Genomic DNA, 15,842 nt, shown 5'->3' with positions numbered 1-15,842 from the left:
GGAACCTCAGGAGTAATCCAGGTTCTGGAAAGTCAGGAGTTGGGACTCTCCTGGTTGAGTTTCTCCGCCCATGGCGGAGTCGACAGCATCTGCCATTGCGCCTGGGGCCAGATGACCGCGAATGCGCGGCCCAGAGCACGATCGACCGGAACGAATCCCCCACCCGGCTCGCCCATGTGCGCGCGGCTGTCCGCAGAGGCAGAGCGGTGATCGCCCATGACCCACAACTTCCCCTGCGGGACCTTGACGTCGAAACGGGTACTGCTGGGCTTGTCACCCGGGTACAGATAGGGCTCACCGATGGGCTGCCCGTTGACCTCGATCCGACCCTTGTCGTCGCAGCACACGACGCGGTCGCCCCCGACCCCGATGACGCGCTTGACGAAGACGGTGTCGGGCGGGGGAACAACACCGACTGTGCGCCCGAGTTCGGTCAGGAGACCTTCGATCGGACCCTCGGAGGGCGGAGCCTGGTCGGCCGGAACGAACGAATCCACGCCATCAAAGACGATGACGTCGCCACGAGCGGGCTCCCCCAGACGGTAGGCGAGTCGATTGACGGCCACCCGGTCGCCGACGAGGAGTGTGTTCTCCATCGATCCCGAGGGGATGTAGAAGATCTGGACGAGAAAGGTCTTGACCGCGAAGGCCAGGAGCACAGCGACCACGATGACCAGCGGCATCTCCAGCCAGAGCGGAAGTTTGTGGGACTCCTTCTCACGCTGTCTGGGCACCGGGAGTTCCTCCGTCGCTGTCACCTCGAGACGACCCTACCGTCCGGCCGATCAGACCTACCGTCAGGCCGCTCAGACGTTTTCGCGCTTCTCCCGGATCTTGGCGGCCTTGCCGCGACGATCGCGCAGGTAGTAGAGCTTCGCGCGCCGAACGTCACCCCGACTGACGACCTCGATCTTGTCGATGATCGGCGAGTGCAGGGGGAAGCGGCGCTCGACTCCGGTGCCGAAGGACACCTTGCGCACGGTGAATGTCTCGCGCAGGCCGGCACCGCTGCGGGCGAGTACGACGCCCTGGAAAACCTGGATGCGTGATCGGGTGCCTTCGATGACCTTCACGTGCACCTTGACGGTGTCGCCGGGGCGGAAATCGGGGAGGTCGCTGCGCAGCGACACATCGTCGACGAAATCGAGCTTGCGCATGTTGCACTCTCTCTGCAGGCGCCACAGGTCGCCCACGCTGTGGGTGATGGGACCGCGGCGGGCTGATCCGGCTCCCCTGTGGCAGGGCCGGGGCTGGGGCCACGTCCTTGGCAGTATGCCCGACTGGGAGGCCGGCGGCCAAACCCGGGCGGAGCCACGTCTGCCCAACCGGCGCGGTCACTGGTCGGGATGACCCGACTCCAGATCCGGCCGGTTCGTGCGAGTGCGCAGCAACGACTGGTGCCCGCGCCAAGCTGCGATCCGGGCGTGATCGCCACTGAGCAGCACCTCCGGAACGGACAGCCCTCGCCATTCGCGTGGCTTCGTGTAGTTGGGGCCTTCGAGCGCCGCCGATCGATCCGGAGCGAAGGAATCGTCGTCGGCCGACTCATCGTTGCCGAGCACTCCAGGGAGCAGGCGTACCACGGCCTCGACGATCACCAACGCCGCAGCCTCTCCCCCGGCCAGGACGTAATCGCCGATGGACAACTCCCGGACTTCTATCCCCTGATCTCGGTAGTGCAGCCAGACTCGGTCGTCGATGCCTTCATACCGGCCACAGGCGAGGATCAGGTGTTCGCGGCCTACGAGCGACGCCGCCTCGCGCTGCGTGAAGAGTCGTCCAGAAGGAGTCGGGACAACAACGACCGCGCCCCTGTCCGTCACGAGCGGGTCGAGCGCGAGACCCCAGGGCTGGGCCATCATCACCATTCCCGGACCACCACCGAACGGCGTGTCATCGACGGTGCGATGCCGGTCCGTGGTGGTGGAGCGCAAATCGTGTACATGGAGATCGACGAGACCGCCCTCGATCGCCCGACCGACGAGCGACAGTCGCAACGGCGCCAGGTACTCAGGGAAGATGCTGACGATGTCGATGCGCACGATCAGTCGATCCCACCGTCGGCGCCTTCAGCTGCGAACAACCCGTCAGGCGGATCGATGACCACAGCCCGACCGGTTACCTGCGGCACTATGGCGCTCACGAACGGCACGCGAACGTCCTGGCCCGTCCGCGTGCGGACCACGAGCAGGTCGTGTGCAGGAAGATGTTCGACCGCCACGACTCGACCGAGCTCTGATCCGGTCGGATCGACGCAGGGCTGATCGAGGAGCTGCCAGTCGAACCACTCGTCCTCGCCGGCGGCAGTCACGGCCGGTGCGAAGAGTTCGGTTCCGCGCAGCTCCTCCGCGGCGTTGCGGTCGTCGATGCCGACGAAGGAGAGCACCCACCGCGTGCCCATGCACTGCGCGGACAGCACCGTCACGGGATCGGCACCGGCGTCGGAACGGGCCAACTCGACGCCCGTGGTGAACCGCGCGTCGGGTTCGTCGGTGAAGACCTGGACCGTGACCTGCCCTCTCACGCCGAACGGCTTACCGATCCGCGCAACGCGCACCCACACGTCAGTGCTCGGTGGTATCCACGAAGTCGATGCGAACTCCATCGCGACCCGCGAGCGACGAGACCACGGTCCGCAGGGCGGTCGCGGTGCGCCCGGCTTTGCCGATGACCCGACCCATGTCGCCAGGATGCACTCGCACCTTCAAGGTCATGCCGCGACGATGCGTGCGTTCCTTGACGGAGACATCGTCCGGATTGTCGACGATGCCCCGGACCAGGTGCTCAAGCGCCTCGGCGAGCATGTCAGCTCGCCTCGTCCGACGACGCCGGGGTCGCGGCTGCCTCAGGCTGCTGCTCTGATTGGGACTCTTCGGCGGCCGCGGACGCCACGGCAGCCGAGGAGTCTTCGGTGGCCGAGGAACTCTCGGGTGCAGCCGAGGTCTCGGCGGCAGCATCCCCGGCGTCCGACGCTGCGGCCGCAGCGTCGTCAGATGCCTCGGACTGGTCACCCTTCGCGGCCTCGCGGGCCTCGGCCGCCTTGGCCGCGGCGCGCGACTTGACCTCGTCCAGTCGGTCCTTCTCACCGACTGCCTCAGCGGCGGCGGCGGCGAAGACCGCCTTGCGATCCACCTTGGGTTCGGCGACCTGGAGGGTCCCCTCGGCGCCGGGCTCACCCTTGAACTTCTGCCAGTCGCCGGTGACCTTGAGGATGGCCATGACGGGCTCGGTGGGCTGGGCGCCGACCGACAACCAGTACTGCACCCGCTCGGAGTCGACTCTGATCAGACTCGGGTTCTGCTTGGGCTGGTAGATGCCCAGTTCCTCGATGGCGCGACCGCCACGGGCGGTGCGGGCATCGGCGATGACGATGCGGTACTGCGGGACGCGGGTCTTTCCGATCCGCTTCAACTTGATCTTGACAGCCACGGCTGTTGTTACTCCTGTCGATGGTGGGATCAGGGCCGGTAACACCGAGTGGGGTTCGGTGCGCGGGTCCTGGGGAGCCCGGTCATCCGGTTGAGAGGGTCCGGACGACCAACCGCACCAGTGTGCCAGAAAGCCCCGGGAGCCCCAACTTCACTGCCGCCCGAGCAGATCCTTGAACTGGGAGGGGAGTTCCAGTGACTCCGGATCGACCAGCGGGCGCCCCGATGCTGCGGCAGCTTCTTGTTCGGCCCGTTTGGCGGGATTGCCGGAGCGACCCTTCTTGGCCTTCGCCTTGCCGCCAGATCGGCCCCTCGACTTCTTGCCGCCACCGACGCCCGGCATGGTCGGCATGCCGGGAAGCCCAGGGCCCTTGCCACTGCGCATCTGCCGCATCATCTTCTGCGCCTCGCCGAAACGTTCGACCAACGCATTGATGTTCTTGACCTCGACACCGGCTCCACGAGCGATCCGGGCCCGTCGGGAGCCATTGAGGATCTTCGGATCCTGCCGCTCGGCCGGGGTCATGGACTGGATGATGGCCGCCACCCGATCGATCTCGCGGTCGTCCAAGGACTCGAGTTGATCCTTCACTTCGCCCATGCCGGGCAGCATTCCGAGCAGCTTGGACAACGACCCCATCTTCTTGACGGCCTGCATCTGCTCGAGGAAGTCGTTGAGGGTGAAGTCCTCACCGCGCTCCACCTTGCCGGCCATGCGTTGCGCCTGCTCGGCGTCGAAGACACGCTCAGCCTGCTCGATCAGGCTGAGGACGTCGCCCATGTCGAGGATGCGCCCGGCCATGCGATCCGGATGGAAGGTCTCGAAGTCGGTGACCTTCTCCCCCGTCGAGGCGAACATGATCGGACGACCGGTGACCCCCACGATGGACAACGCGGCACCACCGCGGGCGTCGCCATCGAGCTTGGTGAGAACGGCGCCATCGAACCCGACCTGTTCGTTGAACAGGACGGCTGTGTTGACGGCGTCCTGGCCGATCATGGCGTCGACCACGAGCAGCACTTCGTCGGGGTGGACGGTGTCGCGGATGTCGCGCAACTGCTGCATGAGTTCGGTGTCGATCGCCAGACGGCCCGCCGTGTCGACGATGACGATGTCGTGCAGTTTGAGTTCCGCCTCGCGCATCGCCCGGCGGGACACGTCCACGGGGTCGCCGACCCCGTTCCCCGGTTCGGGCGCATAGACCACGACGTCGGCGCGTTCCCCCACGATCTGCAGTTGATCGACGGCGTTGGGTCGTTGCAGGTCGGCCGCCACGAGCATCGGCTGGTGCCCCTGGTCCTTCAGATATCGAGCCAACTTGCCCGCAAGCGTGGTTTTGCCCGCCCCCTGTAGCCCGGCCAGCATGATCACCGTGGGCGGGGTCTTGGCGAAACGCAGCCGTCGGGTGTCGCCGCCCAGGATGGCGATGAGTTCCTCGTTGACGATCTTGACGACCTGCTGGCCGGGGTTCAGCGCCTTGGAGACCTCGACATCCAGGGCCCTCTCCTTGACGCGGGCGCAGAAGGCTCGGACCACTGGGAGGGCGACGTCGGCGTCGAGCAGCGCCAGTCGGATCTCGCGGACGGTGGTGTCGATGTCCTCCTCGGACAACCGACCCTTCCCGCGGAGGTTCTTGAACGTGGCGGTCAGACGATCGGACAGTGACGCGAACAAGTCGGAATCCTCAGAATGCGGAGGCAGATACGAGGGCCCAGCCTACCCTCACGCGGGCGCCACGGCGGGAGTCGAATCTGCTCGGGCGACTTCGGTGAGGCGGGCCACCAGGTCCGTGACCCGGTCGGGAGCGGGTCGGGCACCCTCTGCGTCACGAAGGTAGAACACATCGATCACGTTTGATCCCAGCGAATCGGCTCGCGCCCCGATGATGTCGAGTCCCGCCTCGGCGATCGCGGTGGCGAGCCGATACAGCGCCCCCGGTCGGTCGTAAGTGCGGACCTCGACCACAACGGCACGTTCGGACGCGTCGGCCACGACCTCCACGCGGGGGTCCAGCGCCAAGATCTCGCCACGATCGCGATAGGACTTCTCGCGCTTGTCGAGCAACGCAGGGAGGTCGAGAGCGCCGGACAGCGCTCGCCGCAGGTCCTCACGCAATCGCTCGGTAGCGGGCCGACCACTGAAACCGGGATCGACGGTCCACTGCGACAACGCCATCCCAGCGGCACCTGTGGCTCGGGCCGCTCGTACGTCGAGGCGGTTGGCGGCGAGGACTCCGGCGACAGTGGCCAGCAAGCCGATGCGATCGGGTGCTGTCACGGTGACGGTGATCATGCTGCCGGGGGCGTCCGCCCCCACCATGACGTCGGTACGTCCGGTTTGCAGGAGTTCCTCCTGTTCCGGGGTGAGCGTGTCGCCGGTCGGGCCAGGCTCGCCGGCAAGCACGCTGCGAGCACGATGGACGAGGTCCGTCATCAACGCGGCTCGCCACTCACTCCAGGCGGCAGGACCTGTCGCCTGAGCGTCGGCCCGGGTCAACGCGAAGAGCAACTCCAGAGTCTCCCTATCGCCGACAGCATCGACCACGCGCTGGACGGTGACCGGGTCCTCAGGATCTCGCCTGGTGGCGGTCTCCGGCAGCAGCAGGTGGTGCTGCACCAAAGTGACGAGGGTTCGAGTGTCGGCGTCATCGAATCCCAACTGGGGTGCGATGACTTGGACTTGTTCCACCCCGGCCTCGGTGTGATCCCGCCCGGGTCGACCCTTACCGATGTCATGCAGAAGCGCCGCCACCATCAGCAGGTCAGGACGCTGAACGTCGCGTTGGTACTTCGACGCCTGGATGGCCGTCTCGACGAGGTGCCGGTCCACCGTGAATCTATGCACCGGATTGCGCTGCGGTGCGCTTCGGACCACATCCCAACCCGGAATCAGCGGACCGATGGCGCCGGCCTGATCCAAGGCTTCCCAAACAGGCAGTGTCGCGCGTCCTGCACCGAGTAGCGATACCAGCGAGTCTCGCGCCGAGGCTGGCCATGGCACCGGCATCGGGGCGGACTCGGTGGCCAAGCGCACAACGGCATGGGGGGCGAGATGCACCCCTGCCTGAGCCGCGGCGGCGGCGGCCCGCAGCAACAGCAGGGGGTCGCGGGCGGGGCGCGCTTCGGCGGCCAGGACCGCTTCACCGTGCTGCATCACGACACCGTCGGCCAGTGGAGAGCGGTCGCCGCGGCCACTGAGGCGACGGAACGGGCGGCGCGCGGAGCGGCGCGTCACCCGGGCGACGCGGTACCAGGTGGTGTCGCTCGCATGTGCGACCAAACGCCCGGCAGCGGAGACCGAACGCATCAGTGCGTCGGAGTCGGGGCACCCCAGGACGGCTGCCACCCCATCCTGTTCTTGCATGATCAGCCGGTCGGAGTGCCGCCCGGTGCGCATGTGAAGCGCATCCCGAGTATCCAGGAGCAGCCCTGTCGCCGGCTCCATCTCCGCGTGCGGGATGTCTGTGAGCCAACCGGCCGCGATCGCGCGCAGCACGGTGACGTCACGAAGACCGCCGTAGGACTCCTTGAGATCCGGCTCAAGAAGATGCGCGACTTCACCTTGACGCTCCCGCCGTTCGTCGACGGATGCGCGCAGTTCCTCAATCCGTTTGGGAGCGAAGCCGCGCCAGTCGGATCGGATCGAACTGACCAATCGCTCCACCAGCAACTCGTCACCGGCCACTGCTCGGGCATCGAGCAGTCCGAGCACGACCTTCAGGTCGCGCGCGGCCAGCCGGCGGGCCTCGGACAAGGTGCGCACCGAGTGGTCCAGGCGGATCTTGCTGTCCCAGACCGGGTACCAGATCCGGTCGGGGAGATCCCCGACCGAACCATCGTGCAGAAGAAGGAGATCCAGGTCACTGCCGACCGACAGTTCACCGCGCCCGTACCCGCCGATCGCGACAAGTGCCGCGCGCCGAGCGGTCCCCCCGGCCAGCCGGAACACCTCTTGGAGCCACTCGTCAGTCAGGGCCACGAGCGCGCGACGGCGCCCCGGACTCGGTGGTCCGGGGCGCCGCAGCAACTCGGCACGGGATGTGACGAAATGTGTGGTGGCCTCGGCCGTGTCGGCCGTAGCGCTCACTGTTCCGTCGACCTGCACCGCTGTTCCTTAAAGGGCGTCCACGCCGCGTTCACCGGTGCGCACCCGCACCACGGTGTCGACGGGGGTGGTCCACACCTTGCCGTCACCGATCCGGCCGGTCTGGGCCGTCTTCACGATGACGTCGACCACAGACTCGGCGTCGTCGGAGTCGACGAGCACCTCCACCCGGATCTTGGGTACAAGGTCGACGGTGTACTCCGCCCCGCGGTAGACCTCAGTGTGGCCTTTCTGCCTGCCATAGCCGCTGGCTTCGGAGACCGTCAGCCCGTGGATCCCATAGGCCTCCAGCGCCGACTTCACCTCTTCCAACTTGAACGGCTTGATCACTGCAGTGACGAGCTTCATGCCTTCACCTCGATCTCTTTCTGCGCCTTGGCGGCGCTGTGTGCACTGAGGCCGGCGAACTGGCCGCCTGCGCCCGTCTCGGACAGTTCGTAGGCCGTCTCGGCGTGGATCGTGCGATCGACACCGGCGACCTCATCGTCCTCCGTGACCCGGAAGCCGATCACCAGATCGAGGATCTTGGCGATGACGAGAGTCACGATGAAGGAGAACGCGAGAACCGCGAACGCCGCGATGGCCTGGCTGGCCAGTTGCGTCGTGCCTCCGCCGTAGAACAGCCCATTCACCCCGGCCGGCGCGGCCTCGGTGGCCAGGAAGCCGATGAGCAAGGTCCCGACCAGCCCACCGACGAGGTGAACACCCACCACGTCGAGTGAATCGTCGTATCCCAACTTGTACTTCAGCCCGACCGCGAGGGCGCACAGCACGCCGGCGATCAGACCGAGGATCAGCGCCCCCATGGGGCTGACCGCGGAACACGCCGGTGTGATGGCCACCAGGCCGGCGACAACGCCGGAGGCAGCACCGAGGCTGGTCGCATGCCCGTCGCGGAAGCGCTCCACCAACAGCCAGCCGATCGCTGCCGCGCAGGTCGCCGCGAAGGTGTTCAAGAACACGACTGCGGCGGTATTGCCGGCGGAGAGGGCAGACCCCGCGTTGAATCCGAACCAGCCGAACCACAGCAGACCGGCGCCCAACATCACCAGCGTCAGGTTGTGCGGCTTCATGGGGGTCTTGGGCCACCCAAGACGCTTACCGAGGATGATCGCCAGCGCGAGACCCGCGACGCCCGCGTTGATGTGCACCGCAGTACCACCGGCGAAGTCGATCGCCGGGGTCCCGTTGAGCGGGCCGAGGCCTTCGAAGATCCAGCCCCCCGCACTCCACACCCAGTGCGCGACGGGGAAGTAGACGATCGTCGCCCAGATGCCGGCGAAGATCAGCCACACTCCGAACTTGGCGCGGTCCGCGATGGCACCGGCGATCAGCGCCACCGTGATGGCCGCGAACATCGCCTGGAACGCCACGAACGCCATGGCCGGAAGTGCGGCTTCGGGGTCGTCTGTCATCAGTGACTCGAGGCCGAGGTACTCGGTCGGGTTGCCCCAGAACCCACTGCCACCATCTGTTCCGAACGTGATCGAGTAGCCGAAGATGACCCACAGGACGCCCACGAGGAACGTGGCTCCGAAGACCATCATCATCATGTTGAGTGTGCTCTTGGATCGCGTCATGCCACCGTAGAAAAGGGCCAGGCCCGGCAGCATGAGCAGGACAAGAGCAGCACTGGTGAGAACCCAGGCTGTGTCACCTGTGTTCAGCAGCGATTCTTCCATCGCCGTGCTCCCTTCGTTCCCTCCAGGGACTGTCCCCAGGGATGACGTCAGAGTTGTCGCCCGCTGTTTCGACAGTCGGCGCGGAAGCGTTTCAGGCCCGTGACGAATTCCGCTTCCTCGTTACAGTCATGTTTCGTCCGGTCAGCGCACGACTCCGGACAGCCAGACCGGCAGGATGAATCCATGACGTGGTGGCACGGAACGAGCATCTATCAGGTGTACCCCCGCTCCTTCGCGGATTCGGACGCCGACGGCATCGGAGATCTCGCAGGAGTGATCGAGCGCTTGAACTACATCGCGGACCTCGGAGTCGAGACGGTGTGGGTGTCCCCGTTCTTCAACAGCCCTCAGGAGGACTTCGGTTACGACGTGACCGACTACACGGATGTCGCCCCTGAATACGGCTCGGTTGCCGTCGCAGAGGAGCTGATCGAGCAGGTCCACCGCCGCGGGATGAAGATCATGTTCGATCTCGTGCTCAACCACACCTCCGACCAGCATCCGTGGTTCTTGCGCTCCAAGGGGTCGCGAGACAACCCCAAGTCGGACTGGTACATCTGGGCCGACGGTCGGGGTCGTGACGGCCGCCGGCCGCCCAACAACTGGCGCTCGGCACTCGAGATCGACTCGGCCTGGCAGTGGTCTGCAGAACGGGACCAGTTCTACATGGCCACGTTCTTGCCCTTCCAACCTGACCTCAACTGGCGCAATCCCGAGGTTCGGGAGGCCATGTTCGCGGCGGTCCGCTTCTGGTTGGATCGCAGCGTCGATGGCTTCCGGTTGGACATCTTCGGCCAGATCATGAAAGACCCCGAGCTGCGGGACAACCCTTTCGCCCCACGCAAGTCGACCGGGTATCCGCGATTGTGGCGCCGCGACAACACAGAGAACACGCCGGACAACATCAGCCTGGCTCAGGACCTTCATGCGGTGTGCGCCGAGTACGGCGAACCGGAGCGGATCCTTCTGGGCGAGGTGTTCGGTTCACCCGAGGTGCTACGCGAGTATCACGCCGACGGCGCCGGCCTCGACCTGGTGTTCCTCTTCGATTTCCTGCTCTACACCTATGACGCCCAGTGGTTCCGAGACACCATCGCCCGGTTCGAGTCGGCTTTCCCGGCCCCCATGCAGCCGACCTACGTCTTGGAGAACCACGACCGGTCCCGATCCATCGACCGGGTCGGCGGCGACCTCGCCAAAGCCAAGGTGCTGGCCGTCATACAGCTCACGGTCCGAGGCGTGCCGACGCTGTACATGGGGCAGGAACTCGGTATGTCCAACACGTACCTGCCCATGGCGGGGGCCTTGGACCCGGTGGCCGCACGCTTCGCCCGCTGGGTACCGGAGGCGCTCAACCGGCGCATGGCCGAGAGACTGAACCGCGACGAGGTACGCACGCCGATGCAGTGGGACGCATCCGCCAACGCCGGATTCTGTCCCGAGTCAGTGCGGCCGTGGCTTCCGGTCAACCCGGACCACTCCTTCGTCAATGTCGCCGACGAGGAAGACGATCCTGACTCGTTGCTCAGCCTGTATCGACACCTGTTCGCCCTTCGTCGGTCGTCGCCATCTCTGCGAATCGGGTCACTGGACCTGATCGCGGGGCTGCCGGACGATGTCCTGGGGTTCCGTCGTACCGACTCGGGAGCGGGTGACGCGGTCGATCAAACTGCGGTGTTCGCGAACTTCGGATCCCGAGCGGTGGAAGTGCGCGCAGTGAGCGCCGAGCTGCTGCTGGAGTGTGGCGGCGCGACATGCGCCGGTGGCACCATCGGGTTGCCCCCGGACTCCGCCATCATCGTGCGCCGCACCCGACCGCGCTGATGGCCAACTCCGAACCGCGACGGAAGGATGGGACCATGATCCGGGCCACCGACCTGTCCTTGAATGAGCAGATCAGCCTGCTGTCCGGTAGCGACGTGTGGCATACGCGCGACCTGCCGGACCATGCCGTCCCCGCCGTGATGCTCAGCGATGGTCCGCATGGTCTGCGCAAGCAGGACCAGGCCGGAGATCACTTGGGAGTGTCGGGTAGCAACCCCGCCACGTGCTTCCCCACCGCAGTCACCTTGGCGTCTTCGTGGGACGAGGAGTTGATCGCCGAGGTCGGCCGAGCGGTCGGCAATGAGGCTCGCGCCGAAGGTGTCGGTGTCGTGCTCGGCCCCGGCTTGAACATCAAGCGTCACCCCAACTGCGGTCGCAACTTCGAGTACCTGTCCGAGGATCCGCTGCTGAGCGGACGGCTCGCGGCGGCCATGGTGAACGGGATCCAGCAGACCGGGGTGGGTGCGTGCCTGAAACACTTCGCGGTGAACAACCAAGAGGCGCACCGGCTGGTCGTCGATGTCGTGGTGGACGACCGCACTCTCCACGAGATCTACCTCGCAGGGTTCGAGCACGCAGTCCGCGCAGCCCGTCCCTGGACGGTCATGGCGGCCTACAACTCGCTCAACGGCACCCACTGTTGCGACAACCACGACCTGCTCACGGCCATCCTGCGTGATCGATGGGGATTCGACGGTCTGGTCATGAGTGATTGGGGGGCCACCAACGACCGCGTCGTGGGTGTGCACGCGGGGATGGACCTCGAGATGCCCGGCAGTGGAGGGATCTCCGATGGTGATGTGGCCGCGGCCGTCGCGTCCGGCGAACTCCCACGATCTGATGTCGCCACCAGCGCTCAGCGGGTCCTCGACCTGACCCAGCAGGCTCCAGGCGAACAGGGGTCGGCCGCTGACACTGTCGCCCATCACCTGCTCTGTCGCCGTGCGGCGGCCGAGAGCACCGTCCTGCTGCGCAACGACGGCATCCTCCCGCTCGATCCTGACATCTCCATCGCCGTAATCGGCGCCTTCGCGCGCGCACCTCGATTCCAGGGATTCGGCAGCTCCCTGGTGAACCCGACGAGCGTGGACTCCGCCTGGGACGCGATCCGGACCCGTGCCGCGACTGCCAGTTACGCACCGGGCTATGACCCTGTGACATCCGCCCGCGACGACCTGCTCATCCGTGAGGCGGTCCGCACGGCTCGTCGGGCGGATGTGGTGGTGCTCCTCGCCGGGCTCCCGGGCGTCTACGAGAGCGAAGGCTTCGACCGGTCCGACATGGCCCTTCCCGAGCAACACAACGCGCTCATCACCAAAGTGTGCGCGGCGAATCCGAGAACGATCGTGGCCCTGTCGAACGGGTCGCCGGTCGCCATGCCTTGGGTGGATGCCCCCGCAGCCATCGTGGAGTCCTACCTGGGGGGCCAGGCCTCCGGGTCTGCCCTGGCCGACGTTCTGTTCGGTGACGTCGATCCCGGAGGCCGGCTGGCTGAGACCTTCCCCATCGACCAGACCGATGTGGCCTCTGATCCGTACTTCCCCGGCGAACCGCACCAAGTCGAATACCGCGAGAACCTTCTGGTCGGCTATCGGCACTTCACCACGAACGACGTTCCTGCCCTGTTCCCCTTCGGGTATGGACTCAGCTACGCCACTTTCGAATGGGGGCCTGCGACCGCGGACCGGACGGAACTCGCCCCGGGCGGCAACGTGACGGTGTCCGTTCCCATCACGAATTCGGGACCCCGGCCGGGCAGTGACGTGGTCCAGTTGTACGTACGCGACATCACCGGTGCCGTAGCCCGGCCGCTGCGTGAACTGCGCGGATTCGCGAAGGTCCACCTGGCACCGGGCGCGACGCAGACGGTCACGATCTCGCTGGACGATCGCGCTTTCTCGTACTTCGATGCCGACAGCCAGAGGTGGCGTGTGCCATCCGGGGAGTTCGTGCTGGAGTTGGCCGCGTCCAGCGTCGACATCCGGTCGACGATCACCGTCACCGTCACGGGCCAGGTCCCCGGTGGGGATTGTGGTCCTGTCACAGTGGCACGCTCCGATCAGGAGTTCGCCGAACTACTCGGACGACCAGTGCCGCTGCCGCGACCCGTACGTCCGTTCAGTCGGCTGACGACCGTCGGCGAACTCCAAGAGTCCCGGGTCGGCCGGGTTCTGCGAATGGGACTGCATCGTTACACACGTGGCCAGTTCGAACAGATGGCCGCAGGCGACAGCACCATGGTGACGATGCTCGGCCGGGCTCTCGATGAGATGCCGCTGCGCGGTGTGGCGTTGTTCGCCGGCGGGGTGATCCCCTGGTCCGCACTCGATGCCTTGGTGGACGTCCTCAACGGCCGCCCCCTCGCGGCGGGAAGCCGCAGCGCAGCGGCTGTGGTGCGCGGTGTGTCCCAGCGGTTGTTCCACCGGTGACCCGATCACGGCGCCAGGCGCGGTCGGCTATCGACTCCGGGCCCGTGATAGGTCAGGCTGACTCCATGACCCGCATCGCAGCCCACACTCTGGTGATTCCCGGACTACTCGCGGGGGGACTCCTGCTGGCGACTCCGGCACACGCCGACCCGCAGGTGGACGGCGTCTACTCCGTGGCCGACATCGGGACCAACAATCTCATCGCTCCCGGCCCCGACGGCAACATGTGGGTGACGCTGAACGGAGCGACCGACGAAGTCGCCCGCATCTCTCCTTCGGGGCAGGTCGATCGCTTCGATATCACCGGAGTCACCAATCCTGTCGGGATCACCGCAACAGGCGGGCTGATGTGGATCACCTACGCCGGTGGGGTGGCGTCGTTCAACCCCACCGGTGTCACCAGTCCGGTGACACCTACCACCGTGGCCATCGCCGCCCTTACCGACCCGCGGGGCATCGTACCGGGGCCCGACGGGAATCTCTGGACGGCAAGCATGGACAAGGTCTTCCGGATCGTGCCGGGGCCACCGGCTGTGGTGACCGAGTTCGCCACAGCCGTCACGAAGGTCAAGGACGCGAAAGCGATCGCCGCCGGCGGCGATGGGACCATCTGGGTGGCTGATGGCAATGGCGGTGCACAGGTCGTCAGTGTCGCCGTCGACGGCACCGGAACGGCCTATCCCACTGGTGGCGGCAACCAGGGCATCGCGGCCGGTCCCGGTGACCAGATGGGCTACTCAAACCCGCTGGCAAATCCGCAGAACGTCGGCCGGATCCAACCCGGCGGAACCCCGCAGACCACGGAAACGGCTCAACTCGATCCATTCGGGGTGACATTCGGTGCGGACGGCGCCTACTGGTTCGCGCAGTTCAACGGACGCAACCTGGGAAGGCTGACGTCCGACGGCGGATACACCACACTGAGCGGATTCCCGGCTGCAGGGGCAGCACCGCGGCAGTTGGCAGCCGGACCATCGGACACGCTGTGGGTGACGCTGGACTACCCGGGCACGCCGACGGAGACCAAGGTGGCCCGCGTGACCGGCGTTTCGCCGGCGCCACCGCCGGTGACGCCGGACACGACCATCACAAAGGCCCCCAAAGCCAAGGTCTACACGGCGAAGAAGAAAGTCGCGCTGACATTCCGGTTCGAGTCGAGCGTTTCCGACTCGACATTCCAGTGCAAGTGGTTCAAGCGGATCAAGGGCGAGGAGCCACCAAAGGCCACCTGGAAATCCTGCGCCTCACCGCGCACCTACCAGAGCAAGCCCGGCAAGTACACGCTGAAAGTGCGCGCGGCAGCGGGCGGACTCACCGATCCGTCCCCGCCCAAACGCACGGTCAAAGTGATGCGGTCATGACCGCTCGCCTGAGCCATGAGCCTGAGATCACACTTCCGGTCGATCTCTGCGCTCCCCAGGGGAGTCTCAATCCTGCCGCGGTCGGGTGGACCCGCAAACCTCTGCACCGCGCCAACCTCACGGGTTGGGGGCGCACGAAGCGGTGGGAGTACTGGTGCGTTCAGGGTCCGGACCACGTTCTGGCTCTCACCGTCAGCTCCATCGACTACTTGGCGCTGCACACTGTGTGGTTCATGACCTATGACGGCGTCGAGATCGACAAGACCGCGATCATCCCGCTCGGTCGCGTGGCTTTACCCCAACGCAGCGGGGACGGGGAGGTCGGCGTGCGAAGCGCAGGTGTGCAGATCCGCATCGAGCCGCTAGACGACACCATCCGCCTGCGCGCGAAGACCGATCGGATCTCGGCTGATGTCACTGTGACCCGACCCCCCGGCCACGAGAGCCTCGGTGTTGTCATCCCATGGACGGACCAGCGCTTTCAGTACACAGTCAAGGACAACACCCTGCCCGCTGTGGGTGCGGTCGTGGCAGACGGCGTCCGATACCGGTTCGCCGCCGATGATTCGTACGCGGTCCTCGACCATGGCCGAGGCCGGTGGCCATACCGCACCACCTGGAACTGGGGTTCGGCGTCGGGACGCCAGGACCACCACACCATCGGACTGCAGTTCGGGGGCAAGTGGACGGACGGCACCGGCATGACCGAGAACGCGCTGTGTGTCGACGGTCGACTGCACAAGATCGGGGCCGACCTCACCTGGGACTACGACCCGGACAACTGGCTGCGGCCCTGGCGGGTCCGGGACGAAACCGACGGTCGGGTCGACGTGACGTTCGCACCCTCGTTCGAGCGGCGCGCCCGTACCGAGGCGGTCGTGATTGCCACCGAGGTGCATCAATGCTTCGGCACATGGTCCGGAACCGTGAGCACGGACACGGGCGAGGTGCTGGCACTCCACGACCTGCGTGGGTTCGCCGAGGAAGCACGGATGCGCTGGTGACTTCGGCCT

The 15,842-nt window shown here is 66.3% G+C and carries 14 protein-coding genes; 4 read left to right on the top strand and 10 right to left on the bottom strand.

Annotation, left to right across the window (positions count from 1 at the left end):
- Positions 1 to 32: 32 nt before the first annotated feature.
- The 10 genes from lepB to V9E98_03380 form a co-directional block, all read right to left on the bottom strand.
- Positions 33 to 734 carry a signal peptidase I gene (gene lepB, locus V9E98_03425; protein MEI2716039.1) on the bottom strand — a complete coding sequence of 234 codons (702 nt, stop codon included), beginning with the start codon at positions 732 to 734 and terminating at the stop codon, positions 33 to 35.
- A 72-nt stretch (positions 735 to 806) separates the two neighbouring features.
- Positions 807 to 1,157 carry a 50S ribosomal protein L19 gene (gene rplS / locus V9E98_03420; GenBank protein ID MEI2716038.1) on the bottom strand — a complete coding sequence of 117 codons (351 nt, stop codon included), beginning with the start codon at positions 1,155 to 1,157 and terminating at the stop codon, positions 807 to 809.
- Between the two features lie 177 nt (positions 1,158 to 1,334).
- Complete coding sequence (trmD, locus tag V9E98_03415) at positions 1,335 to 2,042, bottom strand: tRNA (guanosine(37)-N1)-methyltransferase TrmD (GenBank protein ID MEI2716037.1); 708 nt, start codon at positions 2,040 to 2,042, stop codon at positions 1,335 to 1,337.
- A 2-nt stretch (positions 2,043 to 2,044) separates the two neighbouring features.
- Entirely contained in the window at positions 2,045 to 2,563 is a 519-nt protein-coding gene (gene rimM, locus V9E98_03410; protein ID MEI2716036.1) for a ribosome maturation factor RimM, read from the bottom strand.
- Between the two features lies 1 nt (position 2,564).
- Positions 2,565 to 2,804 carry an RNA-binding protein gene (locus V9E98_03405; GenBank protein MEI2716035.1) on the bottom strand — a complete coding sequence of 80 codons (240 nt, stop codon included), beginning with the start codon at positions 2,802 to 2,804 and terminating at the stop codon, positions 2,565 to 2,567.
- Position 2,805: 1 nt separating this feature from the next.
- A complete protein-coding gene (gene rpsP, locus V9E98_03400; GenBank protein MEI2716034.1) occupies positions 2,806 to 3,429 on the bottom strand; it encodes a 30S ribosomal protein S16 in 624 nt (207 codons plus the stop codon).
- Positions 3,430 to 3,579: 150 nt separating this feature from the next.
- Positions 3,580 to 5,103 carry a signal recognition particle protein gene (gene ffh / locus V9E98_03395; GenBank protein MEI2716033.1) on the bottom strand — a complete coding sequence of 508 codons (1,524 nt, stop codon included), beginning with the start codon at positions 5,101 to 5,103 and terminating at the stop codon, positions 3,580 to 3,582.
- Between the two features lie 48 nt (positions 5,104 to 5,151).
- A complete protein-coding gene (locus tag V9E98_03390) occupies positions 5,152 to 7,533 on the bottom strand; it encodes a [protein-PII] uridylyltransferase (protein MEI2716032.1) in 2,382 nt (793 codons plus the stop codon).
- A 9-nt stretch (positions 7,534 to 7,542) separates the two neighbouring features.
- Positions 7,543 to 7,881: a P-II family nitrogen regulator gene (locus V9E98_03385; GenBank protein MEI2716031.1), complete on the bottom strand. Its 339-nt coding sequence runs from the start codon at positions 7,879 to 7,881 to the stop codon at positions 7,543 to 7,545.
- Positions 7,878 to 9,215: an ammonium transporter gene (locus tag V9E98_03380; protein ID MEI2716030.1), complete on the bottom strand. Its 1,338-nt coding sequence runs from the start codon at positions 9,213 to 9,215 to the stop codon at positions 7,878 to 7,880. Before V9E98_03380 ends, V9E98_03385 begins: the two co-directional genes overlap by 4 nt.
- Positions 9,216 to 9,398: 183 nt before the next feature.
- Here V9E98_03380 and V9E98_03375 point away from each other — a divergent pair, with 183 nt between their 5' ends.
- The 4 genes from V9E98_03375 to V9E98_03360 all read left to right on the top strand — a co-directional run bounded on the left by V9E98_03375 (position 9,399) and on the right by V9E98_03360 (position 15,833).
- On the top strand, positions 9,399 to 11,039 hold the full coding sequence (locus V9E98_03375; protein ID MEI2716029.1) for an alpha-amylase family glycosyl hydrolase: 1,641 nt from the start codon (positions 9,399 to 9,401) through the stop codon (positions 11,037 to 11,039).
- Between the two features lie 35 nt (positions 11,040 to 11,074).
- On the top strand, positions 11,075 to 13,468 hold the full coding sequence (locus V9E98_03370; protein ID MEI2716028.1) for a glycoside hydrolase family 3 C-terminal domain-containing protein: 2,394 nt from the start codon (positions 11,075 to 11,077) through the stop codon (positions 13,466 to 13,468).
- A 65-nt stretch (positions 13,469 to 13,533) separates the two neighbouring features.
- Positions 13,534 to 14,829: a hypothetical protein gene (locus V9E98_03365; GenBank protein MEI2716027.1), complete on the top strand. Its 1,296-nt coding sequence runs from the start codon at positions 13,534 to 13,536 to the stop codon at positions 14,827 to 14,829.
- Positions 14,826 to 15,833: a DUF2804 domain-containing protein gene (locus tag V9E98_03360; protein ID MEI2716026.1), complete on the top strand. Its 1,008-nt coding sequence runs from the start codon at positions 14,826 to 14,828 to the stop codon at positions 15,831 to 15,833. Before V9E98_03365 ends, V9E98_03360 begins: the two co-directional genes overlap by 4 nt.
- Positions 15,834 to 15,842 lie beyond the last annotated feature (9 nt).

The organism is Candidatus Nanopelagicales bacterium (genome assembly GCA_037045355.1).
Classification (GTDB): domain Bacteria; phylum Actinomycetota; class Actinomycetes; order S36-B12.
The sequence above is the reverse complement of the archived record's forward strand: the minus strand, read 5'-3'. Positions and strand labels throughout refer to the sequence as shown.